This is a genomic window from Sphingosinicellaceae bacterium, from assembly GCA_019285715.1.
Taxonomy (GTDB): Bacteria; Pseudomonadota; Alphaproteobacteria; order Sphingomonadales; family Sphingomonadaceae; genus Glacieibacterium.
In genome coordinates, this window is sequence record CP079108.1 from 1377187 (window position 1) to 1403314 (window position 26128).

The window sequence follows — 26128 nt, forward strand, 5'->3', positions numbered from 1 at the left end:
GCTTGCGCGATCGTGTGCGCTGTACTCAGTTGGCTTCACATCGCCAGCTCAGTTCCTTGGTGTAAATATTGATTTACGCTTTTTGGAGATTTGCTTTCCAACCGCCTGCGAACCGGGTGCCGCGCCGTATCGGGCGCGCGATCCGGCAGCGGTGGTGCGCAGACGGGAACTCCAATCGCCTATCCCTCCCTCGAGTGCCCCAAGGCGCCGAAGTAGGGGCTGGGCGACGTTGAAGAGGAGTCAGGCGGCCCGCTTGAACGCCGGCTGTTCCAAGACCGGGAAGATCGCCGAGGGCTCGGGGCGCCGGGTGTAATCGGCGTTCACCTCTGCGTAGATGATCGTCCCGTCCTGCGCGATGACGTAACGCGCAGGCATCGGCAGGGTCCAGCTGTCCTCGCCATTGAACTGTGTCAGGTCGGCACCGAGCGTCTTGTGCGCGACACGCAGATAGTCCGGCAACATCCAGCGAACGTTGAATTGCAATGCTACCTTGCCGCCATGGTCGCCGAGGATCGGGAAGCCGAGCCCATTCTGGCGTTGCGATTTACGGCTATTGGGCGCCGTCTGCTGTGAGATTGCGACGAGGCTGGCACCACGCGCCTCGATCTCCGATCGGCATTCTTCGAGTGCGGTCAGGTCGTAGTTGCAGAACGGACACCAATTGCCGCGATAGAAGGTGACCACGAGCGGCCCTCTGGCCAGGAGTGTTCTGGAAGAGACCGTAGTGCCATCTGGGTCAGGGAGGCTGAACTCCGGTGCGACGTCGCCAACCTTCAACGCGCGTTCCGGTGCCCCCGAGGCGATCAGTTCGTCGACGGAGCGATGCAGGGCTTCGACTGCTGCCGGAGGTGCGAGGCGGGTATCGAATTCGAATTTGAACGCATCGAGCTTGCCTTGCAGCGGCAGATCGGATTGTGCAATCTTGTCGAAGGTTTCCTGGAAAGTCATCGATCTTCTCCGTGGCGGTTCAGCACCATCGCTGGCGTGACGCCTGAATGAGCTATTCCGGAGCATTGCAGTAGGGCGGTTAGTGAGATATGATCTATTCTAATATGGAATAGGCGACGAGGCGTATGGATCGACTGCACGCTATGGAAGTCTTCGTCCGCGTCGTTGAGTGTAGATTTCCACTGAGAAGTGACCCGGGGTTTTCATCGAGATTTGACCCGGGTGAAGTTATGTCCCGCGATGCGGGGTGTGGGTCAAGTTGATGATTTCTCCTTCCGTGTTTTGGGCGCAGCAGCGCTTGCCCTGAACCGGAAGCTGTCGTTGCCGGTTTCGAGAATGTGGCAGTGGTGGGTAAGCCTGTCGAGCAGGGCGGTGGTCATCTTGGCATCACCGAACACCTCGGCCCATTCGCTGAAGCTGAGGTTGGTGGTGATGATGACGCTGGTACGCTCATAGAGTTTGCTGAGCAGATGGAACAACAACGCCCCGCCTGACGGGCTGAACGGCAGGTAGCCCAGTTCATCGAGGATAATGAGGTCAAGGCGCAGCAGGCGCTCGGCAAGCTGGCCGGCTTTGTTCATTGCCTTTTCCTGTTCAAGCGCATTGACCAGATCGACCGTGGCAAAGAACCGGACCTTCTTGCGGTGATGTTCGACAGCCTGGACGCCCAGCGCGGTGGCGACGTGGGATTTTCCGGTGCCGGGACCGCCGATCAGTACGACGTTGTCGCCGCCGTCGATAAAGTCACCGCGGTGCAGTTGGCGGACCATTGCCTCGTTCACTTCGCTGGAAGCGAAGTCGAACCCGGCTAGATCCTTGTAGGCCGGGAACCGGGCAGCCTTGATCTGGTAGGCGATCGAGCGGACCTCCCGCTCGGCCATCTCTGCCTTGAGCAGCTGGGAGATGATCGGCACTGCCGCCTCGAACGCCGGGGCGCCTTGCTCGATAAGGTCGCCGACCGCCTGGGCCATGCCGTACATCTTGAGCGCCTTGAGCATGACGACCACTGCGGCGCTGGCGGGATCATGACGCATGGCGCAGCCCTCCATCGCGAAGACCGTCATATCGCCCGACATCGGCGAGCGGCTCTTGCGCAAGGCGCAGCGCCTGCGGGGCGTCGATCGGGGAGGCTGGCGTAGCCTTACCATCGGTGAGCCGGTGCAGAACGTTGAGGACGTGGGTCTTGGTCGCGACGCCAGCCTCCAGTGCCAGTTCGACCGCGCAAAGAACCGCCTGTTCGTCATGCTGCAGCACGAGCGCCAGGATCTCGGCCATCTCGCGATCGCCGCCGGCGCGGCGCAGTAACTGACTTTGCAGCTGCTTGAACGCATCGGGCAGTTGCGTGAACGGCGCGCCATTCCGCAGCGCCCCAGGCTTGCGCTGGATCACCGCCAGATAGTGCCGCCAGTCATAGATGGTCCGCCCGGGCAGGTGATGAGACCGCTCGATGATGCGGGCATGCTCGCACAGGATCAGCCCCTCGGCCGCCACGACGATCCGCTCGGGATAGATCCTGACGCTGACCGGGCGGTTGGCGAACGAGGCCGGCACGCTGTAACGGTTGCGCTCAAAATGCAGGAGGCAGATCGGCGAGACCCGCTTGGTGTGCTCGACGAAGCCGTCGAAGGGCCGACCCAGCGGCATCAGATTGCCGACCTCTTGCGCATGCACATCAGCGACAGTGCCGGGCAAGCTGCCGTGCTGGATCTCGCTCCACTGCGCGATGCATTGTTCCTCGAGCCAGACATTGAGCGCATCGATATCCGGGAAGCTCGGCAGTTGCTGCCATAGGCGGCGCCGCGCATCCTGCACGTTCTTCTCGACCTGGCCCTTCTCCCACCCCGACGCCGGGTTGCAGAACTCGGGCTCGAACAGGTAATGGCTGGCCATCGCGGCAAAGCGGGCGTTGACCTGCCGGGCTTTGCCGGTACCGATCCGGTCGACGGCGGTCTTCATGTTGTCGAAGATCCCGCGCTGCGGAACGCCGCCCAGAACCCGGAACGCCTGGGTCATCGCGTCGAACAGCATCTCGTGGGTCTGGAGCGGATAGGCCCGTACAATGAAGGCCTTGCTGTGTGACAGCTTCGTGTGCGCCGCCTGCAGCTTGACGCGCTCGCCGCCTATAATGGCCCAGTCTTCGCTCCAGTCGAACTGGAAGGCCTCGCCTGGCTGGAACACCAGCGGCACGAAGGTGCCGCGGCCGCTGGTCTGCTGTTCAATCTGTCGATCAGCCTTCCACGCCCGCACATATGACGCGACACGGCCGTAAGATCCATCGTAGCCCAAGACGACCAGATCGGCGTGCATCTGCTTGGCCGTGCGCTTCTGCTTGCGCGACTTGCCGGCATTGATCACCAGCCAGCCCGACAGCTTCTCGGCAAATGGGTCCAGCTTGCTCGGCCGGTCGGGAACCTTGAACTGCGGCTCAACCGTCTCAGCGCGCAGGTACTTGCGGATCGTGTTGCGCGACAAGCCGCTGCGCCGCTCGATCTCCCGAAGTGCGAGCTTCTGCCGGAAACGCCAGCGACGTACTACGCTCAGTAAATCCATGTTGATCACTCCTAATACCTCCGGCCGGTCAGCCAGAGGCAGGTCCAAACATGGGTCAAATCTCAGTGAAAACTTATGCCGCTCCCGGGTCACTTCTCACTGGAAATCTACAAGCGCAGTCTCAGCGCTGGCCGCAACCCGGTCTGGCGACCTCTGGATCGGCCTCCTGAACGGCCATGTCCTGTTGCAACGCAAAGGGACTCAGGTCGACGTGACGCCGGGTTTCGGCGGCATCCACATTCGCAAGCTGATCGAGGACCGGGCGGGCGGCATGTGGCTGCTCGGCTCGGGTGCCAGCATACAGGTCGGACGCTACGCCAACGGCTGCTGGACGTCGTTTGCCGCCGCTGCAGGCATCCCGGCTGGATCGTTCATCCGCGCGTTGCACGTCGCCCGTGATCGCTCCGTGTGGATCAGCGGATTCGACGCCATTCGCGTCCTTCGACCGGGCCAGAACCGGTTTGTACGCGTCGCTGACGGCTCGAAGAGCGTCGATGACATTGTCGAGGACGCGGCGGGCAGAATCTGGGTGCCGGATGCCCAAGGCGGCTTGCGAGTAATCGCAGCGCCGGCCAGTGACAGCATGCCCGGCAAGATCGATTATCCCAGCGACCCGAAGCACGATCTTCGCGGACTGATGTTCGACCGGGATGGCGCTGTCTGGGGCCAGCCACATTCCGCCGGGCTCGTGCGGATCGTGCCACCACGTCCGGGTACGTCGACGCCATCGAGGGTCGAGGCTTTTACGCAGAAGGAAGGCCTTACTTCGGACTCAGGCCGTGCGCTTCTGGAGGATCGTGAGCACAACATCTGGGTCGGCACCGCGCTTGGGCTGGACCGGTTCCGCGTCGCGAACGTCGTACTCGAAACAGCCATCCCGCAAATGTCGCCATACGGCTATATCGTTTTCGGCGACCACCATGGCACGATCTACGTCGCCGACACCGATACGCTTTACCGCGTCGCTCCGCACGGCTCACCCGTCCCGATCCTGCGAAACATCGACAATCCACAAGCGATTTGCGAGGCGAGTGACGGCGACATCTGGCTGGCGGCCACCAGCGGCATGTACCGCGTCCGCAACAGTGTCGTGAGAGCGGTAAAAGGCCCTGACTTCACCGGATTTTACCTTCAGTGCGAGGATGACCACCACGGTGGCTTGAAGTTTCTTACGCATCTGGGTGGCTTCTATCGCTACGCCGACGATGCCTGGTCCAAGGTCGAAGCCGTACCCCTAGCAGCTAACCAACTTGCAACCCTTTTCACTTTCGACAAGCAGGGGCGACACTTCGTCTATTACGAAAATCTCGGGCTGAAGTGGACCAGTCCAGACGGCTCGACGGGCTCATGGCCCGCCAGCCAGATCAATGGTGAACGGCTCGGCGTGCTCGCGGCTGGGCGAGACGACACGCTGGTCGGCACCATGGCGAGCTTGGCACGAATCAGAAGGGGAAACGTCGCCCAGCTTCCCGCGACCTATCCCTGGCTTCATCATGTTACCGGCATCGTCCGGACGCCACGCGGCGACACCTGGCTGCAGTCGTCCTCTGGTATATTCCGCGTGCCGACCACGACGCTCGAGGCCGCGTTCGATCACCCGTCTCGTGCGCTTCTGCCTGCGGTTTTCGACGCGCGCGACGGGTTGCCCGGGGTGAACCAGATGGAGCTCTCAGCAAACGGCGCCGCAGCCGGCGGCGACGGTCGCGTCTGGTTCACGACCGTCAACGGCATCGTCTGGATCGACCCGTCGAAGCTTGCTCGTAACCCTGTGGTGCCACCGGTGCTTATCAAAAGGATTATCGCTGACGGCGTCGCCAGAGAAAACCCTGTCTCGGTCGAGCTGGCAAAAGCTACGAAGAATCTTGAGATCGATTATGCGGCGTTGAGCCTGACAATGCCCGAGCGCGTCGCGTTCCGCTACAGGCTGGAAGGTGTCGATGACCGCTGGATCGATCCTGGCACGCGCCGGCAGGCGTTCTACGCGAACCTCGCGCCGGGCAACTACCGGTTCACGGTCATCGCGGCGAACAACGATGGCGTCTGGAACAGGACCGGCGCCAGCGTCCGCCTGACCCTGCCGCCGACCTTCGTGCAATCATGGATGTTCAAGCTGCTCTGTGCGGTCGCAGCGCTGATTTCGATCTGGGTGATATACCGGCTGCGGCTCAACACGATCACCGGGCGGCTGAAGACACGGCTCGAAGGCCGCTTGGCCGAACGTGAGCGGATCGCCCGCGACCTGCACGATACATTGCTCCAGGGGGTGCATGGCCTGATCCTGCGCTTCCAGGGTATCGCCGATCGGCTGCCGCGCGAACAGGTGCTTGGGCGGCTGATGGAGAAAGCCCTCGAGCGGGCCGAGGAGCTGCTGGTCGAAGGCCGGGAGCGTGTCCACGATCTGAGATCGGGGGTGCTGCCAGACGACCTCCGCGCCGCCGTAACCTCGACCGTGACGCATGCGGATCTTCCCGCTTCCATCGCTGTCGATATCCGACAGACCGGCCGGGCTCGCGATTTGGACCGGGTCGTCCGTGACGAGTTGATCTGGATCGTCCGAGAGGCACTGTCGAATGTGGTTCGGCACGCAGAAGCGACGAGGGTCGACATCGTGCTCGCCTATCGCTGGGACCGGCTGGTGGTATCGATTTCGGACGATGGCCGGGGGCTATCGCTGGCGACCGGGTTGCCGGCGGATGGTCGGCGCTACGGGATGACCGGGATGCGGGAGCGGGCAGGGCGTATCGCGGCGACGCTCGCGCTCGGCGCCAATGTCGACGGGATCGGGACCAAGATCGTGGTGACGGTCTCGGGCCGCTCGGCCTTTCCAGGGGATACCGGTCGGCGGCTGCGCGCTGTCTTCGGCCTTTCCAGCACCGAGGTGCCAGCATGACGCCAATCCGGGTAATGGTGGTCGACGACCATCCGCTGCTCCGGGAAGGGGTCGCGGCCGTACTCGACGCGCAGGATGACGTCGTCCTCGTCGGTGAAGCGCAAAGCGGCCGTGAAGCCGTCGACGGCTATCGACGCTGGCGGCCGGATGTGACGCTGATGGACCTGCAAATGCCCGACATGGGCGGAGTCGATGCAGTCGGTGCGATCCGTGCGGAGTTTCCACAGGCGCGGATCGTGATCCTCACCACCTACGTCGGCGACGTGCAGGCAACGCGCGCGCTCAAGGCGGGGGCAGTCGGATACCTCCTGAAAAGCAGTCTTCGTCGTGACCTGGTCAGCACGATTCGCGAGGTCCATCGCGGTCACAGGTTCCTTGCCCCAGAAGTTGCATCTGCGATCGCATTGGCAACGCTTGATGAGGCCCTTAGCCAACGCGAGATGGAAGTCCTGCAACTCGCTGCGTCCGGTCATGCTAACAAGCGTATCGCCTACTCCCTCGGCTTGTCCGAAGAGACGGTGAAATCACACATGAAAAGCATCCTTCTCAAGTGATCTGCCCCCGCCTGAGTGGTCCATCGACTATGATACTCTGGATCACGAAAGGGACAAGGAATGCCGAGCAAGAAGCACAAGCCGGAAGAGATCATCGGCAAGCTGCGCGAGGTTGATATCGTGTTGGGCCAGGGCGGGACGGCCGCCGAGGCATGCCGGCGGATCGCGGTCAGCGAGCAGACCTACTACCGCTGGCGCAAGGAGTATGGCGGTCTGAAGACCGACCAGGCGCGCCGGATGAAGGATCTGGAGAAGGAGAACCTGCGGCTTCGCCGTGCGATCTCGGACCTGACGCTCGACAAGCTGATCCTGCAGGAGGCTGCACGGGGAAACTTCTGAGCCCCGCGCGGCGACGACGATGCATTGACCAGTTGCGCCGGGAACTCCCGGTGTCCGAGCGAAGGATATGCCGGGTGCTCGGGCAGCATCGGTCGACGCATCGCAAGGTGCCGCGCGGGGCAGATGACGAACAGGCGCTGACGGATGACATCATCGCGCTGGCCAAGCAGTACGGGCGGTACGGCTATCGCCGAGTGACCGCGCTGCTGCGCCATGCCGGCTGGACGGTGAACCTCAAGCGCGTCGAGCGTATCTGGCGCAGGGAAGGTCTGAAGGTGCCGCAAAAGCAGCCGAAGCGCGGTCGGCTATGGCTGAACGACGGATCCTGCATTCGGCTTCGACCGGAGTATCCGGGACATGTCTGGGCCTACGACTTTGTCGAGGGACGCACCCATGACGGTCGCAAGTTCCGCATCCTGACCATCATCGACGAGGCCAGCCGGGAATGTCTGGCGCTCGTCGTCGCGCGCCAGCTCAAGCATGAAGACGTGCTCGCCGCCCTCGCCGATCTGTTTATTGCCAGAGGACCGCCAGCTCATATCAGATCGGACAACGGAGCTGAATTTATCGCCACCGCCGTGCAGGAATGGCTCGCCCAGATCGGCGTGAAGACGCTCTACATCGCGCCGGGCTCACCATGGGAGAACGGCTATAACGAGAGCTTCAACGGCTCGCTCCGCGACGAGCTGCTTAACGGCGAGATCTTCTACAGCCTCGCCGAAGCCAGGGTGCTGATCGAGGCCTGGCGGCGGCACTAGAACACCGTGCGCCCACACAGCAGCCTCGGCTACCGACCGCCAGCCCCGGAAACGGCGACGCCGCCATTGCCGCCGTCCGGTTCCGCTTCGCTCCACCTACCGGCGGCAATGGCGGCAGAGGCAACAATGCACTAACAATCAAAGCGGACCACTCAGTGGGGGCCGGTCAGTTCCCCGATCTGGAGCCGACGCTCACGTCGTTGGCTGATCGGCTCGTCGATCTGTTGCCGGTCGTCCGCCGCAACTACTACCACCGCGACATGCGCGGCAGCTGGTCAATTAAAGCTGTGCTGCCGACGCTCGCACCCGAATTGGGCTACGACAATCTCGACGTCAGATCGGGTACCGACGCGCAGGACGGCTATCTCAAGGCGATCGACCCGCCGGCGACGTTCGAGCAGAAGGCGGCTATTTGCGGCGCACTACTCGCTTATTGCCGGCGCGACACCGAGGCGATGAACGATTGGACAGTGCTGCTCCATCGCTACATCAAGCGCGTGACGCTGCGCGAGGGTGGTATTGAGATCGCCGTAATGTGTTGCGGGCTACTCGATTATGCAGGCTTGATCGCGAACGAGATTATTGTGCTTCAAGCATGAACTGTTCGGGTGCGCCGCGGACATGAGGTTCGCTTGATCATTCCTGCAGCGCGTCCGGAGCACCCGCCAAGCGGGACATACGGCTGGTCGATCTGATTGCTGAAGCCCAAGCCGCGCGCAGTCTGGTGATGGCGTCGCCAGGTCAGTCCCTTGATCAAATCGCCTCGGTTCAAGGTCGTTGCCGAACGCATCTTGGGCGGCTGATCAAACTCAGCTACCTCGCGCCTGACATCGTCACTATGATTCTCGAAGGGGAGCATCCTGCTTCGCTCACACGGCGCAGGCTCGTGTCCGTCGATCTACCCCTCGACTGGGCTGACCAACGCACAGCGCTGGGCTGCCTCTGAGCACAGATGCTCGAGCGCATCACGACGACTGCAGTCACCAAACCGCGCACAGAGATATTCAGAAAAAATTGGACCGCCAGTCGCGTCGTAGAGACCGAACTGACTGCAGTGGCGTACGCCCGGCGCGGCAAAGCCGCGGGAAAGCGGGCATTATTCCCGGGCTCTCCCGGTAGGTCTCGATATACGCCAGACCTGTGGACTGGGTGGTGCGGCCAAGAAGACTCGAACTTCCACGGCCTTTCGGCCACAACGACCTCAACGTTGCGCGTCTACCAGTTCCGCCATGGCCGCACGACCATCATGTCCAGGGCCGCGGCCCCGTCCGGTAGAGGCGGGCGGATAGCAGAGGGTTTCCGGGTGCGCAACCGACTTAGACGAAGACGGCCATGTTGACCGGGTCGCCGGTGGTCACCGCGACCCTTCGCCCGATCACGGGAATGTCGATCATGGCGTCGAGCCCGTCGTGCATCTGGGCCAGCGCGCGGGTGCCGGGCTGGCCTTCGCCGTCGTCGAGGCGGACGTAGAGGATGGCGAACGCCGGGCGGCCCTTGTCGTGGATAACGGTGAAGGTCTCGACGATGCCTTCGCCGGACGGGTTCTCGGTGAAGGCGGGAGCGGGCAGGGCGTCTATGGTCGCCTGGTAGACCGCGGGGTCGGTGCGCTGCCAGTTTGGAGCGGGCTGGCTCGAATAGACCCCGAAGCTGTGCTTGCTCAGGTAGCCGCCGTTGGCGAAGACAAGGCCCGTGGTGCCGGGATGCGCCCGACAGCGCGCCACCATCTCGGCGATGCCGTGCATCGAGTAATTGTTGCCCGGCCCGCCGAAGTAGGGGAGACCGCCGGTCAGGGTCAGCCCGCGCGGGTCTTCGTGGGCGATGCCGATCATGTCGGCGGCGATCTCCACCGCGACCGGGAAGCAGCTGTACAACTCGATATGATCGAGGTCGGCGGCATCGACTCCCGCCTGGCCCAGCGCCTGTGCCGCACCGATGCGGACGGCCGGTGACGAGTGATAGTCGACGCGGTCCGAGACGAGGATGTGCTCGTGCGTGTCGGCGCTGCCGTGGAGGTAGACCCGGTTCGCGTGCGGCACCCCCGCGGCGTCAGCGGCGGCGGTCGACATCAGCAGCACCGCGGCCGCCTGGTCGACGAACATGTTGGAGTTCAGGTACTTTGTGTACGGGTAGCCGATGTAGCGGTTTTCGGACGTCGGCTCGATCAATTCCTCGGGCGACCGCTCGATCGGCAGCGCCGAATAGGGGTTCGCAGCGGCGACCTTGGTGAACCGGCTCATCAGTTCCCCGATGCGGCGGCGGTGCGCGACCGGCTCGTCGCCGTAATGGGCAGCCAGGGCGTTTTCGAACAAAGGATAGACGCTGACCGGCATCGCGACGCCGTGGGCGATCTCGTGTCGGGACACGAGCCGCGTCTCCTTGCCGAGCGAGGCTGGCTCGCCGCCGGGATCGTCGGACCAGTCGAGCGTCAGCCCGGCTTTCTGCGCCTTGGCCTGGGTCCGCAGCGCCTCGCAGCCCGCGACCATCGCGACGTCGGCTTCGCCGGTACGGATCGCCTCCGCGAACATGTTGACGAACATCTGGGGCGTGTTGCCGCCGACCGGGCCGTAGATCTGCATAGCGGGTGACTGGCCGAGGCGGTTGGCGAGCGACTTCGGCAGGTTGGTGTAGGCACCGAACGGCGCACGGAAGGCGGGCGAGGAGTCGGCGAACAGGCGGACGACCGCAAGCGTGTCGACCACTATCCCGGCGCCGCCGCTGTCGGCCAGCGCGGCCGCCCCGACCTTCGCCAGCATGTCGAGCGGCGACAGCGCGGTGTCAGGCGGGGAGTCGCGGTCGACGTATTGCGCGACTCCGACGAGGACGGGGGTGCGGGGGTCGATCATCTGGCCTCGTGGGTTGGCGCTCTGGGCGAATGGATATGCTCTCGGCGGACGCCCATGCCGATGACATAGGCGGGAAGACGCTGGAGTAGTGGAACGCGGTCGAGGACGCGGATCGCCAGCGGTGGGTTCGCCGTGGAGGCTTGGCTGAGCAATGCGGCCTCGAGGACGCGGGTGTGGACGATGCGCTGGAGCCCCTGGATCACTTTGACCGGGAACAGGCGCCGCGCTTCGACGTGGGCGAGTAGCCCGTCCACGGGTTCGCCGCGCGCCATCTCAGCGGCAAGGATGTTTGCCGTGGCGACGGCGTCCTGCATCGCGAGGTTGATGCCGACCCCGCCGACCGGTGACATTGCGTGCGCGGCATCGCCGATCGCCAGCAGTCCCGGGCGGTGCCAGCGGGTCAGGCGGTCGAGGCTGACCGCGAGCAGCTTGACGTCGTCCCAGCTAGTGAGCGCGCCGATCGCATCGGCGACGGTTGGTGCGAGGCCGGCGATCTTGTCCCGGAATGCCGGCAACCCGCGCTCGCGCACCGCGTCGGCACTGCCCTTGGCGATAACATAAGCGCATTGCCAATAGTCGCCGCGGTCAATGAGCACGACCATCTGCCCGGGCTGGAAGACTCCGGTGGTGCCGTTCTCCCGCGTCCGCAACTTCGGCACCCGGAACCAGAACACGTCGATCGGCGCACCGAGGTCGAGCAGCGGCAGACCGGCCGCCTTGCGGAGGACCGATCCTCGTCCGTCGCACGCCAGCACCAGCCGCGCGCTCAACGTCTGCCCGTCTGCGGTCGTGACACCGGTGACCTGTTGGTCGGCTGTTGCAAGTCCGGTGACTTCGCAGTTCTGGCGCAATTCGAACGACGGGTATTTGCGCGCCTCGGCGGCAACGAAGTCGAGGAACTCCCACTGCGGCATCATCGCGATGAAACCGCGCACCGCCTTGAGGTGTCGAAAGTCAGCCACGTTGTAACTACGGCCGCCGATCAGGACGGAGACGCGCGGTGCCTCGTCGTGCGGGCGCTGCAGGAACGCCTCGAGCAGTCCAAGCTCGTCCAGCAGGTCAAGGGTCGAGGGGTGAACGGTGTCGCCGCGGAAATCGCGAAGGAAGTCGCCGTGCTTCTCCAGCACCAGGGTGCGAACGCCGGCGCGCGCGAACAACAGACCGGCCATCATTCCCGCCGGGCCGCCCCCGACGATCAGAAGATCGGCATCATTCATCGCGCGCCTGTTCTAGCGCCCCGGCGGGGACGCTAGTTATACCGCCGCAGCTCGTCCTTCGCGATCGCTGCCCGGTGGACCTCGTCCGGGCCGTCCGCCAGCCGCAGCGTGCGCTGGCCCGCATAGCCCGAGGCCAGCCCATAGTCCTGGCAGACGCCGCCGCCGCCGTGCGCCTGGATCGCCATGTCGTGGATCATGCACGACATGTTCGGGGCGATGACCTTGATCATCGCGATCTCGCGCTTGGCCGCCTTGTTGCCGACGGTGTCCATCAGGTACGCGGTCTTGAGCGTCAGCAGGCGGGCCTGCTCGATGGCGATACGGGCGTCGGCAATGCGCTCGTGCCAGACGCCCTGCTCGCTGATCGGCTTGCCGAACGCGGTGCGTGACTTCAGGCGCTTGCACATCTTCTCGAGCGCGCGCTCCGCCGCCCCGATCGAGCGCATGCAGTGGTGGATGCGGCCTGGCCCGAGGCGCCCCTGCGCGATCTCGAAACCCGCGCCCTCGCGCAGGACGACGTTCGACGCCGGCACCCGGACGTTGTCGAGGATAACTTCGAAGTGCCCATGCGGCGCGTCGTCATAGCCGAACACGTGAAGGGCGCGGACCTTGGTAATGCCGGGCGAGTCGAGCGGCACCAGCACCTGGCTCTGCTGCTCGTGGCGAGCCAGCGAGGTGTCGGTCTTACCCATCACGATGGCGATCTTGCAGCGCGGGTCGCCGACGCCCGACGACCACCACTTGCGCCCGTTGATGATGTAGTCCGAGCCGTCCTTGCGGATGCTGGTCTCGATGTTGGTCGCGTCCGACGAGGCAACCGCAGGCTCCGTCATCAGAAACGCCGAGCGGATCTCGCCCGCCATCAGCGGCCGCAGCCACTGCGCCTTCTGCTCCTGGGTGCCGTAGGTGCGCAGCACCTCCATGTTGCCGGTGTCGGGCGCGGAGCAGTTGAAGACTTCGCTCGACCACATCGCTCGGCCCATTTCCTCGGCCAGCGGCGCGTACTCGAGGTTGGTCAGGCCGGGGCCCTTCCACTCGTCGGTGTCGTGCTCGGACAGGTTGAGGAACAGGTTCCACAGGCCGGCTTCGCGGGCGACGGGCTTCAGTTCCTCGATCAGCGGCAGGACTTTCCAGCGCTCGCCCTCGGCGACTTCCTGCTCGTAGCGAGCCTCGTTCGGGTAAATATGCTGCCCCATGAAGGCGCGCAGGCGCTCGATGAGGTCTTTGCCCTTGTCGGAATAGTCGAAGTTCACGGCGCTCTCCTGATAACGGGTGTGTCCGGGATGGCGACGTATAGAGGTTTGGTCAGCCCCGGCTAGGGGGCGGCCGCTAGCCGATCTGCTAGTGGCCGACGACGACGCGTTCGCCGGTGGTGCCGAGCGCACTGGCGTCGAAGGCGACCTCCTGGCCCGGCAACATCACCGCCGCGGGGAGATTTATCCGCCAACGGTACGAGACTGCACCGTCGGGATCGACGAGTCGCCCTTCGAGCTTCGGCACGGGCTGCGGCTCGTCGGTCGGGTTGGCGACGGTCCCGGTCACCACGAACACGATGCGTCCGCCCACGACCGGCTGGGGGTCGACGGCAAAGCGCACCGTCACCGGGTTGCGCGGCGTGACCGGCGGCGCGACGATCCGCTCGAGCCACGGCACTTGGCTGAAGTCGAGGTCGACCGTCGGCAGGTTGGGCACCCACATTGCCGCTGCTGCAGCCGAGAAGCCGAGGCCGAGGACCAGCGCGAGTACCGTCTTCAGCGCAGGATGGCTGCGGGGGCGCTCGTCGTCGTCGTCCTCTTTGTCGATCAGATAATCGATGTGAGGACGATCGGCGCGGGTTTCGCTGGCCGTAGCTTCAAGGTCTGCGGCAGGGGCCACCGGAGACGGATCGGCTGGGAAGATCGGCATCTCCGGCTGCAGCGGCCGGTCGGCAAGGTCGCGCAGCTTGATGATCTCGACCGGCTCGGGGCCGAGTTCGAACCACCGATGCTTGCACGAGGCGCAGCGCATAGCGCGCCCGTCGGCGGGGATCGCATTGTCGGCGAGGCGGTAACGCGCGCCGCATTCGGGACAGGAGACGATCATTGGTCAGGATACTGTAGAACGCGCTGAAACCCTCGTCATCCCCGCGCTTCACGACCTTGTCATTCCGGCGAAGGCCTGAACCTAGCTATCCCACATACTCCGAACTTCGAGCTTCTGATGCAACGGGGTTCCGGCCTTCGCCGGAATGACAACGGTATATTGCGTCCCCGAGGTGCGGGCGGCATAGCCACGCGCATCATGCACGACATCAAGACCATCCGCGCCGACGGCCCCGCCTTCGACGCCGCGCTCGCGCGGCGGGGGGTGGCGGGTGCCGCCGCCGCCATCCTCGAACTCGATGCGACCCATCGCACCGAACAGACCGCGCTCCAGGAGAACATCGCCGCGCGCAACGCGCTCTCGAAGAAGATCGGGCAGGCGATGGGCCAGAGGAATACCGGGCTTGTCGAGCAGCTCAAGGCGGAAGTGCAAGCGCTCGCCGAGCAGGCCGGTGGCGACCGCGAGCCGGTCGAGCTGAACGACAGGCTCGCAGCGCTCCCGAACCTCCCCGCTGACGAAGTCCCTGATGGCGTAGACGAGCACTCTAACACCCTTGTCCACGAACGCGGCACCAAACCCACGTTCGACTTCCCCCCCGCCGAACATGATGCCCTCGCGCTCCGCCTTGGCTACGACCCGGATGCTGCGGCGGCCATCGCCGGCGCGCGCTTCGCCGTGCTCAAGGGGCCGATCGCCCGACTGCACCGCGCCCTCGGCCAGTGGATGCTCGACGAGCAGGTCGCGAACGGGTTCACCGAGGTCAATCCGCCGCTCCTCGTCCTCGAGAAGGCGGTGTTCGGCGTCGGCCAGTTACCGAAGTTTGAGGAGGATTTGTTCAAGACCACCGATGGTCGCTACCTGATCTCGACTTCGGAAGTGTCGCTGACCAACCTGGTGCGCGAGCGCATCCTCGACGGCGATGAACTGCCGCTGCGCTTTACCGCGTTGACCCCGTGCTTCCGGTCCGAAGCCGGGTCGGCGGGGCGCGACACGCGCGGGCTGATCCGCCAGCACCAGTTCGAGAAGGTCGAGATGGTCTGCATAGTTGCCGACCAGGACGCCGCGACCGCCGAACACGAGCGCATGGTCACGTGCGCCGAGGGCATCCTCGACAAGCTCGGGCTCGCCTATCGCCGGATGCTGCTGTGTGCGGGCGACATGGGGTTCGCGTCGCGCAAGACCTACGACCTCGAGGTCTGGCTGCCGGGGCAGGGCCAGTACCGCGAGATCTCGAGCGTGTCCGACTGCGGCGACTTCCAGGCGCGGCGCATGGACGCCCGCTGGAAGATGCGCGGCGAGAAGGGCACGAAGTTTGTCCACACCCTCAACGGCTCGGCGTTGGCGGTCGGGCGCACGCTGGTCGCGGTGCTGGAGAACTACCAGCAAGCCGATGGCAGCGTGCGCGTGCCGCCGGTCCTGCACCCCTACATGTCCGGCATCACGACCTTGTCCGCGACCGCCTGACGAACTCAGGCAGGGGTTGGCCCGGCAGGCAACTGCTTGACCGCCGGATCGGCGATCGTCGTCTCGTCGTCGCTCGGCGGCATGAACCACGACACGGCGAACGAGATCGCCAAAGTGATCGCTGCGCCGACGTCGCCGGGCAGGGCTTCGCTTGGAGCGTTCAGGAAATAGTGGTTCACGACGTAAATCAGGATTACGCTGACGGCACCTGCGAGACCGCCGACGGCGACCTTGCGGCGCGGCAGGTCGGTCGCTGCCCCGGTTGATTTCAATGCTGCGTTCGACATGATGCGGCTCCCTCGAAAAAGGTGACGGAGCAGCTTCTACCGCACCTGACCGACACGCGCGGTGACCGCCGTCACACCAGGCTGGTGAGATTTCTCGCAAACGAGACGTCCTGCTGGAGTCACGAACAGAGAAAGACCGTTCGAATCGGCCAACTTATGAGCTTCTCTCGTTGGGTCGCCTTGCGGACGGCTGGATTAGCCAGCATCCGGGTTGCGCTTTTTTCGCTAGCCTAAAATGCCCCTGAGCAGGGTGCGCTCGGATGAGACACCGACATTGCAACTGAGAGCCAACCTGAGCCCAAAACCTAAACTACAGGGTGTTAGAGACAGCAGAAGCACCCTGAAGCAGGGCGCTTGGCGGAGTCGGAGGGAAAGTCGTCTATCCCAACGAAACCAATGGCTTAGCTGTTATCCAGCGCTACAGTTTCGAGTGAAAAGTGTAGCAGTTTTCATCGGTGGCACAAGCGCTATGCTCAGGCGCTAAGCGGATACTGGGCTTCATAACCAATCTGTACGCTGGGATGCTTAGCTTGAAGGGCTGCAAGTACAATCCTACCGCATATGCTCAGAACATCGTCTGCACCCACGGTACGCTGAGACGCTGACATGTACTTGTTAGCATGGAACACAGCACTTCTCTGGCCATACAGTTTATCCCAACGCGGCTTAAGACTTTCGAGTCCCAACGTCGTTAGAAGCAGCTTAATGCCCGTTGTTATAGACTTCTGTTTTTGAAGCCTGCTTAGAACTTTTATCAGATCGGTCAACTCGCTAGGCGGGACTTCGCAATCTTGCTCGGCTACGTCAATAAGGCGGCCAATCGATAAGGTCTGCGCCTCTGTCCAGCCGCTACCAGTAGCAAGTAGCTCAACTGCGGATATAGCCAGCACCATTCTAGCCAATGCGTCAATGTTCATCATCGCTGCATTCATCAGTAACACCGCCTGATACTCAGGAGCGTCTGCTATCTCGACTTGACTGAGCAAGGCCTCGATATGGGTAAGCGTGCCACTGGCTTTCGTGAATGCTGTGACGATGCCCCCTGAAGCCGTGATAACAGTATGCGGCGTATTTGGATAGACTGTAACACCATGAACATCATCGAGCATCTTAAGCCCAAAATCTTTGAATATAGTATCCTTGATAGAGTCGGCAAAATTACTCGTTGCGACGTTCTCCCCAACATCGATACCTATGCGCTGAAATGATGCGGCGATCGATGATGACCGTTGAAGTCTTATGCCAAGCTGCCTCGCATCCTCCTCGCTTCTTAGGCCCCTTATAGTTACCACTAGCCAATCAGTATCACGGATCAGCATATCGCCAGTGCGAGGAACTAACTTGGCTCGGTAGCCTGCTATCCGAAATGGGAATGATTTGCGCTCAATGTCTAGGCGTATTCCAACACGAAAGCGGAACCTTATCTTGAAAGTCTGGGAGGCGTTTGCGGCAGGGGGAATAATTTGCTGATCCATAGGATTAGCCTAGCGGCTCGCTAACGACCTGAAAATGGCGAGCTTCCGATAGTGTGCTTTCTCTGCCGCACTAAGCTTAGGTGCGACGAACGGAGTGCATAAGCCGTTGAAGCGTTCCGAACCCCCGCCTATCACAAGTTTGCCGGGGAGTTAGCCGGTGCTTTGTAGCGTTGCGTAGAGCGGGGCGAACCTCGCGTAATCACAGGGTTATCCCGCGCTTCCTCAGGGGGCAAGCGACCTGAAAATGGTGTGGTTACGCGAGGGGGCAACTGCAAGTCCGAGCGCGCGTGTGGCCCCCGTGCCCCCCCTCTGTCAGCCCAGCCAGCCACGGTGCCACTCAGCCGGGTAGGGAAGGCCACGGGCAGGGCTGGCGCTCAGTCTTGGCGGATCATGGCGGGTCCAGCCGGGGACGCTGAGCGGGCTTGCAAGCCAGTCATTTCGGGACTTGCTTTACATAGTTGTTCATGGGTATACGACGGTAGACATGTGAACAGGGCAGGGCTGATATGGCTTCGATCTACAAGGCTACCACGGCAATCGCATACCTACGGGTATCCACGGATAGGCAGGGCCGCAGCGGTCTAGGGCTAGAGGCTCAGCGGGCTGCTGTAGCTCGGTACGCTGCTGACACTGGCCTAGAGCTAGTCGGGGAATACCTAGAGGTTGAAACCGGCAAGGGGTCCAACGCGCTAGCCAAGCGCCCTCAGCTACTCGCTGCCCTCACTGAGGCTAAGCGGGGTAAGGCCAAGCTCGTATTCGCCAAGCTGGACCGGCTGGCCCGCAACGTGCATTTCATCTCAGGGCTAATGGAAACCGGGGTGGACTTCGCTGTAGCGGATATGCCGGATGCTGACCGCTTCATGCTGCACCTGTACGCTGCCCTCGCTGAGAAGGAGGCGCTAGTCATATCCCAGCGGACCATTGCAGCATTGAAGGCAGCGAAGGACCGTGGCCAGATACTCGGTAAGCACGGCAAGGTATTGGCCGCTGCTAATAAGGCTGCTGCGGTAGAGCGGCTAGCGCCCTCAGTCCCTGCGATCATGGAGCTAAAGGCCAAGGGTCTAACCCTGAGGGCCATAGTGGCATCCCTGAATGAGCAGGGCGTGCCCTCGCCAGCCGGGGGCAAGTGGCACGTCTCAAACCTGCATCGCGCTATCAGTCGGATGGCTCCCACGGCATAGCCCAGCCAGACAGGCTCAGAGGCATCCTACAGCACCGGGAGGGGTGCGGCTGGCACCAATCCCTCCCCAATCATGGGAAAGCGCTGAGCGGGCTTCTCTGTGGCTCTGAGGGCATTGGACTAGGATAGCTGGACTACATGGCCTGAGGCTGAGCAGTTGACGCGCGCCGGATCGTTGAGGATGACCGGGGCTGTAAGCGGATAACAGGGACTGATTGGCGATTCGATACCATACCACACAGAGACCGATTGATACCATTCTAAATAGGAGCATTACTGTTCGCAGGTATCTACCGGCTAACCGGACGGCTGCAATTACCACCATGGTAAGCTGCATCTATTGATTGGGTAGAGATAAGCGGGTTACACTAAGGTATACCCTTGGCTAGCCCTAGCCTCTCTATCTGCTGATCCTAGATCATAACAGATCATGACATGACCGGATAGCAGCTAGGCAACTACCCTGATGAATGACTATGGTAACATCAGAACTACAATACCCGGCTAATACTAAGAACCTATCTACAGGGTTAGCCAAGGGTAAACCCATGGTATACCAGATGTTATGATAGCGAGTATTCTACCTAGCTATCTTACTGCCTAAATCTCGGTAATATCATAGACTATATACGCGGGCGTCACGTACGCATACGCGGGGGTAGTTGGACATTTCTAAGCAGGGTTCAGAAGCTATTCAATTACTAAGGTTTCATACGATCTACTAGATTACGCTAATCCTGTAAGTTAGCCCCGGTTATACTAATGGATGGATCTTCCTAGGACATACCATAACGTACTCTCATTGAACGGCGCTTTGAGACTACGGTTAGCCGGGGCTTACTTACAGGATGGCAGCAGGATAATCCTACCTGCGGTTAAGCTCATACATGCGCGGGCTTGTACGCGGGCCATCTCTATATATCGCGGGACTAATACTACCCTGTATATTTCAGGACACAATCCACCTTAACAAATCGAATGGAGCTTATGCATACAATCACTATCGACTACGCGGTAATCCATAGCCCTGAGGCGGAAGCCTATTTCTCACGTGCTGACCGGCGTGTAACCATTGGCCTCCGTGCTGCATTGGAACTGCTGGGTATCCCGGTGCCTGATTGGGCTACGCGTAGGAAGCCCGGACGTACTCCCGCTAGGGACGTGCTGGCTGCTTATACCTCTGACAATCCCCAGCCCCGGCCTATGACGATGGCTCCCCGTAAGCCGAACTACGTCGCGCCTATTGCGCTTAGCCCAGAGGGCAACGGCCTTGGTCTATTCAATGAAACCTTCGGATAAACAGAACCAATGACCAATGACCTCAACGACCTGACCGCTTACGTGCAGTCCCTCACGGCTGCCCTGAATGAGACAAGCGCGGATGTGGCGCTGCTTACCCGCTTGAAGGATGCCGAGACGAACGCAGCCCGGCTGTCTATCGAACTCGGGGACGCTCAGGATAAGCTCGCCGCTGCCATGGCCGATAAGGTTTTGGCGGATCGTAGGGCTGTGTTCGCCCGCTTCCGGGACATCATCATCACTGTGGCTCATGGCAGCAACTCCAACGGCTCAGCCTTGGCCGCTGCCTACAACATCACTTACGAAGCGCTGACCTACGACCACACTATCCATGACAGCGTGTTCATGGACCACAGCGTTGAGGGCTTCGCTGCCCTGCCGGGAGAAGTCTATGAATACCTGATGAGCGAGAAGCCCCATGTCCTCCCCCCATCATCCTGGCCCTCGCTCCCGGCGATCCTCAGAAGGCTATGGACGTCTACCATATCGGCATGAAGCGCGGGTATCTCACCCAGTGAGCGGAGCCGCTAAGCGGAAGGGTTCTCAGCAGCGGTTTGACCTTAAGATGATGCGGAAGTTTGTCCCCGTGGCTGACCGGGACCCGCTGGACCTTGGCATCATCCACCCAGCCCCGGCCTATGACACGGCTAATCGCGTTGGCTGGGTAGCCTATAAGATCTTCCCCGACACGCTAGAGGACCTTGGCAGTAGGCTTGGCATCCATGCTGAGGCTGGCATCATTGATACCCTGTGGTCCCCAGTATCGCGATGGCTATTGAAGTCCTATGGCACTGACCAGCTAAGCAACCCGTATGACGTTGCTAGCCTCGCTGTCCGCCTATGTATGTTCCATGATCGTAAGCGTCTTGGTTTCCCCGTCTATCCGGACAATGCCATAAGGTTTGCACTGGACGACCTCACAGAGGACAATCGACAAGAAGCCCTACGTGTAGCCGCTGAGACTATCGTAGACTGCCAACGCGCCGGTATGCACGAACCTACTGCTGGCGACATCAAACACACCTATCAGCTAGTCACGAACATGGTCATTCATCTGGCCACCCTAGATATAACAAAGGAGACTGCGGCATGTCCGCTCTAAGTCATAAACACCGTATCACTGTTAATGCAGCACTCGCCACTATCCATGCCAGCGGGGGAGATGCCTCGTTCGTCACCCGTACCGCTCGTACTCACATGGCTAGCGGGCATGACCCTAGGAAAGCCTACGAACTGGCGCTGAATAGTTTCGCCGCATCCACCCCGGCCCTTAGCGGTACGTTGCAGCGGATCACCCGGCTAGTGCTGGCCAGCGATGCGGCGACCCTAGCCAAGTACGACACGGCCTTGCACCACTACAATGCGACCGGGGACGAAAGCGGGCTGAACGCGCTTACCCCTATGATCGAGGCGGACATGGATGCGCTGGACGTGCGGGAGGATGCCAAGGGGGAAGCGGAGGCTAACCCCGCTGCTACCCCCGCCGCTGCACCTGTAGTTGAACAGCCCCGCTCGTTCACTAATCCAGCCCAGTCCGGGGGAGCGGGCTTCCGTCCCTCGAAGTCCGGGGAGGCACTGGCTTGCCAGACAGGGGTGCCGCTGAGCTACACCGGGCCAGCCATCGACATGCCCCCGTCGTCTTAGGGCGGCATACCGGGGAGCGACAGGGAGGCCCGCTGAGTGCCATCCTTTGGCGAGTGGCATAATCTCCCCCGCTAACTCACGAACGCGCTGTACGGCCCCTCTGAGCCTGCCGCGCTGCCAACCCTCTACCAACATTCAACCAATGGAAACCCTAATGTCGTACTTGACGGCCAGTATTCGACGTACTGATATATATATAAGCATCAAGCACGTAACTAGACTGCACGTAGGGCTATTGCTATTACAGGCTCAGCCCTTGACCTCGCTAACTACTGCGCTGAGCTTTTCATAGGTACAGCCGGTGCGGTTACGGTTATCCCCGTGGACAGCGATGACTATGCGACTGTAAGCTTCACCACGCATCGAGTTGGATACTTACGGCTACAGTGCCGACGTGTTACCGTTTGCCCGGCCGGAACCACCGCGCTCTATCAGTAAGGTTTATTGGTCTGGTTTCTTGCTTAGTTGCGCAAGCAGTTCCAGCGCAACCATTGCAATGCTGTCCAGTGGTCGATCAACGCAGCGCTTGTCGATCCATGCCAACGCTCCTTCCACGTCGGCGCTCGATGCTATGGTGCCGCTGGATACCATGCTCGCGCCGGTCAAAAAGCCAGAAACCCACCCAACCTCCATCAACCTATAGGTCTGATTACTGGCGTCTGCGGTCCACTTACCGCAGGAGTTATTCGCTGGGCCGAACACCCGCACAGCTAGAGCCGGTGCTGCGAACATCAGCGAGGCGACAATACAAGCAGTTGTCTTCGCTAATAGCCGCATCTACCATAACCCTTGTTCTCTGAATAAGATTATCTAAAACGACCAACTACGCATAATGGCTGAGCGGAAGCGGATCGAACCGGGGGACCTTGTACTTAGCCATCCCCTCAACAAGAGGATGGAGCGGGTAAGACAAGCCGCCGTAGTCATCTGCTACGTTGCCAGTATCATGGCCGGTAATCTCATTCTGCACATCTGGTGCAAGCTGGGAGTACCGGGCATTTTCCTTGAAAGTATGCCGGAAGCTGTGGAATACGATGCGCTTATCTGTAACAAGACAAACCTTACGAAGATAGCCGCCGTACCACTTAGACCAGTTCGCTGTGATTGTATCGAAGCGGTCCCCCTTTAGCCCCGGAAACAATCTCGCCTGTCCATTGGCCCTAGCGTCCGCAGCAAACTTGAGGAAGCCAAGGCGCACAAGCTCGGAGTGTACCGGAATACGGCGCTCACTACTCAGTGTCTTTAATCGCAGACCAGCCGCGCTATCGGATACTAGGCGGATCACCCACGCCATCTGTTCCGTGTCGTTATCGCCAACGTAGCTTTCCTCTACCACGTCAACCGGTCGAAGCTGGCCCAGTTCGTTCAGCCTCGCTCCCGTGTACAGCCCTAGGATTGGCAGCCAGTAAGCCGCTTCTCCCTTGCCACCCTCAGGGCGCGCACCGTCCTTGTAGACAGGGCTACCGAACACAGCCGCAAGCGCCTTGGCGTCGTATGAGGTACGAGCATCCTTCGCCAACCGCTTGCTTGCCAGTCGTATCCCTGCGGACGGATCATGCGGGATCATGGCGTTAGCGACGGCGTAGCGCAGCACGATACGCAGACGGTTCAACCTCCCGTTCGCCGTAGCCGGATGCTGCTGCTTGGCTACCATGTCATCCTTGAAGGCGATGACGTGCTGCTTGGTGACGGCAGTGACGGGAAGCACCCCGACTACCGCATAGAAATCCTCGACGGTCTTACCCGTAGTCTCGATTATCTTTAGGCTGGGCTTAATCTCACCGGCCCACTTGTCCACAATGGCAGGGAGTAGCAGCCCGACCACCGCAGCATTGCGCTCAGCCTTTGCCAGCCGCTTAGCCTCCGCCCTTTCCTCAGCCAGAACCGCTAGCCGCCACTCGATACCCTCAGCGACCCGCTGGGCTAATGGATCTTCCTCGTCACTGTCGCTGGGCTGCTCAATCTGCTCGCGCTCATAGTCCTCCCACGCTGCCTTTAACCGTGCCGCCACCTGAGGGGAGCGAGGGGTTCTCGGCTCCGACGCTTCCGGCCCGGCTGCTGTGCCAAGGGCGAGGCGCTTGATAGTGAACTCCCGGTCCAGCTTGACCCATTCGAGCGCGTGTAGCTGCCTTGCAGAGGAAGGGTCCGCCGTCTTGAGGGCGCGGACTATCTCCCGCTTACCGCCGTAGCTGGGCCGCAAGTCTGTCGGGATTACCCGGCGTGTAGAGTACCGTCCGTCGCGTCTGATTAGGCCCGTTGGCATGTCGTCCCGCTCCGCTCCAAGTGTAGCAGACACAGGGCACATTGCCTTTCTAAGCCATTGAAAGGGCGGGATTACTTGGCTTTTCAAAGCCTTGTAACACCGCCCCGGAGTCGGAGGGATTCGAACCCTCGGATCCGGTTACCCAGATCGGCAGTTTAGCAAACTACTGGTTTCAGCCACTCACCCACGACTCCCGGCGCGGAGCGGGGGCTATGCCGCAGCCGTCGCGACGGGTCAACGCTCGTTTGGACAATGCCGTGCGCTTATCGACCGACGCTGGTGTAGGTGAAGCCCCGCGCGCGCACCTCCTCGGGGCGGTAGACGTTGCGCAGGTCGACGATCGCGGGGTTCGCCATCACGGCGTTCATGCGGTCGAGGTCGAGGGCGCGGAAGGCGTCCCACTCGGTGACCAGCACCGCGACTTCGGCCCCGGCAGCGGCGTCGTAGGCGTTGTCGGCATAGTGGACGTCCTTGAGCACCAGCTTGGCCTGCTCGGTGCCTTCGGGGTCGTAGGCGCGGATCACGGCACCGGCGTCCTGGAGCGCCTGGATAATCGCGATAGCGGGGCTATCCCGCATATCGTCGGTGTTCGGCTTGAAGGTCAGGCCCAGTATCGCGACGGTCTTGCCGCGCACGTCGCCACCGGCGGCGGTGATGACCTTCTTGGCCATCGCGCGCTTGCGGATGTCGTTGACGTTGGCGACCGCCTCGACGATCCGCACCGGCGTGCCGAAGTCCTGCGCGGTCTTGATCAGCGCCAATGTGTCCTTGGGGAAGCAGCTGCCGCCATAGCCCGGGCCCGCGTGAAGGAACTTGGACCCGATACGGTTGTCGAGGCCGATGCCACGCGCCACGTCCTGGACGTTCGCTCCGACCGCCTCGCACAGGTCGGCGATCTCGTTGATGAAGGTGATCTTGGTCGCGAGGAACGCGTTGGCAGCGTACTTGATCAACTCCGCGGTACGGCGCGCGGTGAACAGCAGCGGCGAGTGGTTGAGGAACAGCGGGCGGTACAGCTCGGTCATCACGGCGCGGGCGCGCTCGTCGTCCGTGCCGATGACGATGCGGTCGGGGCGCTTGAAGTCCTGGATCGCGGCGCCTTCACGCAGGAACTCGGGGTTCGAGACGACGGCAAAGTCGGCATTGGGATTGGCTTCGCGGATGATGCGTTCGACCTCGTCGCCGGTGCCGACCGGGACCGTCGATTTGGTGACGATGACGGTGTAGCGCGTCATCGCCCGCGCGATGTCCTTGGCTGCGGCGTGCACATAGCTGAGGTCGGCGTGACCGTCGCCGCGCCGCGATGGGGTGCCGACCGCGATGAACACCGCGTCCGCCTTGGCGATGCCCTCCGTCAGGTTGGTGGTGAAGGTAAGGCGGCCGGCGCGGGCGTTGCCGTTGACCAACTCCGCCAGCCCGGGCTCGTAGATCGGCATGACGCCGGCGTTGAGGGCATCGATCTTGGACGGGTCGAGGTCGACGCAGCAGACATCGTGGCCGAAGTCGGCAAAGCACGCCCCCGACACCAGACCGACATAACCCGCACCGATCATCGCCACTTGCATGCTGATTGATTCCTTGCTCGACGTATTGAGGCTCGACCGTGCCGGGGGTTACAGGCTGCGGTGCGGTGTGGGAAGGTTGGACATCACCGGTTCAGCCCGATTATTGGCTGATGCATGATCCTGTTCGGAGAAGCTTGATGCGTCTAGCCCTTGCCCTTGCGGTCCCCCTGGCGCTTCTCGCCGGATGCAGCGATCCCGAGCGTGCGGCGCGACCGACCAGCGTCGCCGCGGCACCGGCCAATGCCCCTATCGGATCGAGCCCGACCTACGCCCAGCCGGACGTGCTGTCGGCAGCCGAGGACGTCTTCGGGCGCGGTGCCAAGGGCTTGGCGGAGATCATCCAGCGTACCTTCCGGGAGCGCGGCGAACCTAACGGCTACATCGTCGGGCGCGAGGCGGGCGGTGCCTTCATCGTCGGGCTGCGCTATGGCAGCGGTACCCTGTTCCACAAGGTCGAGGGCCAGCTGCCGGTGTTCTGGACCGGGCCATCGGTCGGCTTCGACGCGGGCGCGGACGCGTCGCGGACTTTCATCCTCGTCTACAACCTCAACAACACCGAGGACCTGTACAAGCGCTACCCCGCCGCCGAGGGCAAGGCGTACTTCGTCGGGGGCTTCGGGGCGAACTACCTGCAGCGCGACGACGTCGTGCTGGTGCCGATCAAGCTGGGCGTCGGGCTGCGCCTCGGGATCAGCGCGGGCTATTTGAACTTCACGCATGAGCTGAAGAAGGTGCCGCTGTGACGTTGGTTCACCTCTAGCGGCGTCGGA

Annotated in this window: 20 protein-coding genes, 2 tRNA genes and 1 pseudogene; 9 read left to right on the forward strand and 14 right to left on the reverse strand. The window is 62.1% G+C overall.

Features of this window, described 5'->3' with window-relative positions; translation table 11 throughout:
* Positions 1-240: 240 nt before the first annotated feature.
* From KX816_06345 to istA, 3 genes are all read right to left on the reverse strand, one after another.
* Positions 241-948, reverse strand: a complete 708-nt coding sequence (locus tag KX816_06345) for an AhpC/TSA family protein (GenBank protein ID QXQ07636.1) — start codon at positions 946-948, stop codon at positions 241-243.
* 254 nt (positions 949-1202) lie between these two features.
* Positions 1203-1982, reverse strand: coding sequence for an IS21-like element helper ATPase IstB (gene istB, locus KX816_06350; protein ID QXQ08427.1), 780 nt, complete (start codon positions 1980-1982; stop codon positions 1203-1205).
* A complete protein-coding gene (istA, locus tag KX816_06355) occupies positions 1972-3498 on the reverse strand; it encodes an IS21 family transposase (GenBank protein ID QXQ07637.1) in 1527 nt (508 codons plus the stop codon). The genes istB and istA overlap by 11 nt, the downstream gene beginning before the upstream one ends.
* A gap of 211 nt (positions 3499-3709) precedes the next feature.
* Here istA and KX816_06360 point away from each other — a divergent pair, with 211 nt between their 5' ends.
* From KX816_06360 to KX816_06375, 4 genes and pseudogenes are all read left to right on the forward strand, one after another.
* The gene (locus tag KX816_06360) at positions 3710-6388 is read left to right on the forward strand and encodes a hypothetical protein (GenBank protein ID QXQ07638.1); all 2679 of its coding nucleotides are present in this window, start codon (positions 3710-3712) and stop codon (positions 6386-6388) included.
* Positions 6385-6942 (forward strand): response regulator transcription factor, encoded by a 558-nt coding sequence (locus tag KX816_06365; protein ID QXQ07639.1) that lies wholly within the window; start codon positions 6385-6387, stop codon positions 6940-6942. The genes KX816_06360 and KX816_06365 overlap by 4 nt, the downstream gene beginning before the upstream one ends.
* A gap of 60 nt (positions 6943-7002) precedes the next feature.
* Positions 7003-8174: pseudogene (locus KX816_06370) on the forward strand (IS3 family transposase).
* Positions 8175-8194: 20 nt separating this feature from the next.
* Complete coding sequence (locus tag KX816_06375) at positions 8195-8638, forward strand: DUF2779 domain-containing protein (protein ID QXQ07640.1); 444 nt, start codon at positions 8195-8197, stop codon at positions 8636-8638.
* 551 nt (positions 8639-9189) lie between these two features.
* Here KX816_06375 and KX816_06380 read toward each other — a convergent pair.
* The 5 genes from KX816_06380 to KX816_06400 all read right to left on the reverse strand — a co-directional run bounded on the left by KX816_06380 (position 9190) and on the right by KX816_06400 (position 14181).
* Positions 9190-9276, reverse strand: a tRNA-Leu gene (locus KX816_06380).
* Between the two features lie 79 nt (positions 9277-9355).
* A complete protein-coding gene (locus KX816_06385; protein QXQ07641.1) occupies positions 9356-10882 on the reverse strand; it encodes an acetyl-CoA acetyltransferase in 1527 nt (508 codons plus the stop codon).
* Positions 10879-12099: an FAD-dependent oxidoreductase gene (locus KX816_06390; protein QXQ07642.1), complete on the reverse strand. Its 1221-nt coding sequence runs from the start codon at positions 12097-12099 to the stop codon at positions 10879-10881. Before KX816_06390 ends, KX816_06385 begins: the two co-directional genes overlap by 4 nt.
* Positions 12100-12131: 32 nt before the next feature.
* On the reverse strand, positions 12132-13352 hold the full coding sequence (locus KX816_06395) for an acyl-CoA dehydrogenase family protein (protein QXQ07643.1): 1221 nt from the start codon (positions 13350-13352) through the stop codon (positions 12132-12134).
* An 88-nt stretch (positions 13353-13440) separates the two neighbouring features.
* The gene (locus KX816_06400; GenBank protein QXQ07644.1) at positions 13441-14181 is read right to left on the reverse strand and encodes a zinc-ribbon domain-containing protein; all 741 of its coding nucleotides are present in this window, start codon (positions 14179-14181) and stop codon (positions 13441-13443) included.
* A 198-nt stretch (positions 14182-14379) separates the two neighbouring features.
* Here KX816_06400 and serS point away from each other — a divergent pair, with 198 nt between their 5' ends.
* A complete protein-coding gene (serS, locus tag KX816_06405; protein QXQ07645.1) occupies positions 14380-15645 on the forward strand; it encodes a serine--tRNA ligase in 1266 nt (421 codons plus the stop codon).
* A gap of 5 nt (positions 15646-15650) precedes the next feature.
* Here serS and KX816_06410 read toward each other — a convergent pair whose 3' ends face one another.
* On the reverse strand, positions 15651-15932 hold the full coding sequence (locus KX816_06410) for a hypothetical protein (protein ID QXQ07646.1): 282 nt from the start codon (positions 15930-15932) through the stop codon (positions 15651-15653).
* A gap of 473 nt (positions 15933-16405) precedes the next feature.
* Positions 16406-17251, reverse strand: coding sequence for a hypothetical protein (locus KX816_06415; GenBank protein QXQ07647.1), 846 nt, complete (start codon positions 17249-17251; stop codon positions 16406-16408).
* Between the two features lie 662 nt (positions 17252-17913).
* On the opposite strand from KX816_06415, the gene KX816_06420 reads away from it, so the two are divergent.
* From KX816_06420 to KX816_06430, 3 genes are all read left to right on the forward strand, one after another.
* Complete coding sequence (locus KX816_06420; protein QXQ07648.1) at positions 17914-18588, forward strand: recombinase family protein; 675 nt, start codon at positions 17914-17916, stop codon at positions 18586-18588.
* A gap of 1307 nt (positions 18589-19895) precedes the next feature.
* Positions 19896-20381, forward strand: coding sequence for a hypothetical protein (locus KX816_06425; GenBank protein ID QXQ07649.1), 486 nt, complete (start codon positions 19896-19898; stop codon positions 20379-20381).
* Between the two features lie 594 nt (positions 20382-20975).
* On the forward strand, positions 20976-21530 hold the full coding sequence (locus KX816_06430) for a hypothetical protein (GenBank protein ID QXQ07650.1): 555 nt from the start codon (positions 20976-20978) through the stop codon (positions 21528-21530).
* A gap of 441 nt (positions 21531-21971) precedes the next feature.
* Here the strand turns inward: KX816_06430 and KX816_06435 are convergent, their stop codons facing one another.
* The 4 genes from KX816_06435 to KX816_06450 form a co-directional block, all read right to left on the reverse strand.
* On the reverse strand, positions 21972-22307 hold the full coding sequence (locus KX816_06435) for a hypothetical protein (protein ID QXQ07651.1): 336 nt from the start codon (positions 22305-22307) through the stop codon (positions 21972-21974).
* A gap of 46 nt (positions 22308-22353) precedes the next feature.
* On the reverse strand, positions 22354-23730 hold the full coding sequence (locus tag KX816_06440) for a site-specific integrase (protein QXQ07652.1): 1377 nt from the start codon (positions 23728-23730) through the stop codon (positions 22354-22356).
* Positions 23731-23898: 168 nt separating this feature from the next.
* A tRNA-Ser gene (locus KX816_06445) sits at positions 23899-23987 on the reverse strand.
* 69 nt (positions 23988-24056) lie between these two features.
* Positions 24057-25358 carry a UDP-glucose/GDP-mannose dehydrogenase family protein gene (locus KX816_06450; GenBank protein QXQ07653.1) on the reverse strand — a complete coding sequence of 434 codons (1302 nt, stop codon included), beginning with the start codon at positions 25356-25358 and terminating at the stop codon, positions 24057-24059.
* A 110-nt stretch (positions 25359-25468) separates the two neighbouring features.
* On the opposite strand from KX816_06450, the gene KX816_06455 reads away from it, so the two are divergent.
* On the forward strand, positions 25469-26101 hold the full coding sequence (locus KX816_06455; protein QXQ07654.1) for a DUF1134 domain-containing protein: 633 nt from the start codon (positions 25469-25471) through the stop codon (positions 26099-26101).
* The last annotated feature ends 27 nt before the right edge of the window (positions 26102-26128 follow it).

What these genes read in the sequence shown, in the direction of transcription:
- KX816_06345 (QXQ07636.1), bottom strand. Translation starts at nt 948, where the DNA reads ATGACTTTCCAGGAAACCTTCGACAAGATTGCACAATCCGATCTGCCG.
- istB (QXQ08427.1), bottom strand. Translation starts at nt 1,982, where the DNA reads ATGCGTCATGATCCCGCCAGCGCCGCAGTGGTCGTCATGCTCAAGGCG.
- istA (QXQ07637.1), bottom strand. Translation starts at nt 3,498, where the DNA reads ATGGATTTACTGAGCGTAGTACGTCGCTGGCGTTTCCGGCAGAAGCTC.
- KX816_06365 (QXQ07639.1), top strand. Translation starts at nt 6,385, where the DNA reads ATGACGCCAATCCGGGTAATGGTGGTCGACGACCATCCGCTGCTCCGG.
- KX816_06385 (QXQ07641.1), bottom strand. Translation starts at nt 10,882, where the DNA reads ATGATCGACCCCCGCACCCCCGTCCTCGTCGGAGTCGCGCAATACGTC.
- KX816_06390 (QXQ07642.1), bottom strand. Translation starts at nt 12,099, where the DNA reads ATGAATGATGCCGATCTTCTGATCGTCGGGGGCGGCCCGGCGGGAATG.
- KX816_06400 (QXQ07644.1), bottom strand. Translation starts at nt 14,181, where the DNA reads ATGATCGTCTCCTGTCCCGAATGCGGCGCGCGTTACCGCCTCGCCGAC.
- serS (QXQ07645.1), top strand. Translation starts at nt 14,380, where the DNA reads ATGCACGACATCAAGACCATCCGCGCCGACGGCCCCGCCTTCGACGCC.
- KX816_06410 (QXQ07646.1), bottom strand. Translation starts at nt 15,932, where the DNA reads ATGTCGAACGCAGCATTGAAATCAACCGGGGCAGCGACCGACCTGCCG.
- KX816_06415 (QXQ07647.1), bottom strand. Translation starts at nt 17,251, where the DNA reads ATGCTGATCCGTGATACTGATTGGCTAGTGGTAACTATAAGGGGCCTA.
- KX816_06420 (QXQ07648.1), top strand. Translation starts at nt 17,914, where the DNA reads ATGGCTTCGATCTACAAGGCTACCACGGCAATCGCATACCTACGGGTA.
- KX816_06425 (QXQ07649.1), top strand. Translation starts at nt 19,896, where the DNA reads ATGACCAATGACCTCAACGACCTGACCGCTTACGTGCAGTCCCTCACG.
- KX816_06430 (QXQ07650.1), top strand. Translation starts at nt 20,976, where the DNA reads ATGTCCGCTCTAAGTCATAAACACCGTATCACTGTTAATGCAGCACTC.
- KX816_06435 (QXQ07651.1), bottom strand. Translation starts at nt 22,307, where the DNA reads ATGCGGCTATTAGCGAAGACAACTGCTTGTATTGTCGCCTCGCTGATG.
- KX816_06450 (QXQ07653.1), bottom strand. Translation starts at nt 25,358, where the DNA reads ATGCAAGTGGCGATGATCGGTGCGGGTTATGTCGGTCTGGTGTCGGGG.
- KX816_06455 (QXQ07654.1), top strand. Translation starts at nt 25,469, where the DNA reads ATGCATGATCCTGTTCGGAGAAGCTTGATGCGTCTAGCCCTTGCCCTT.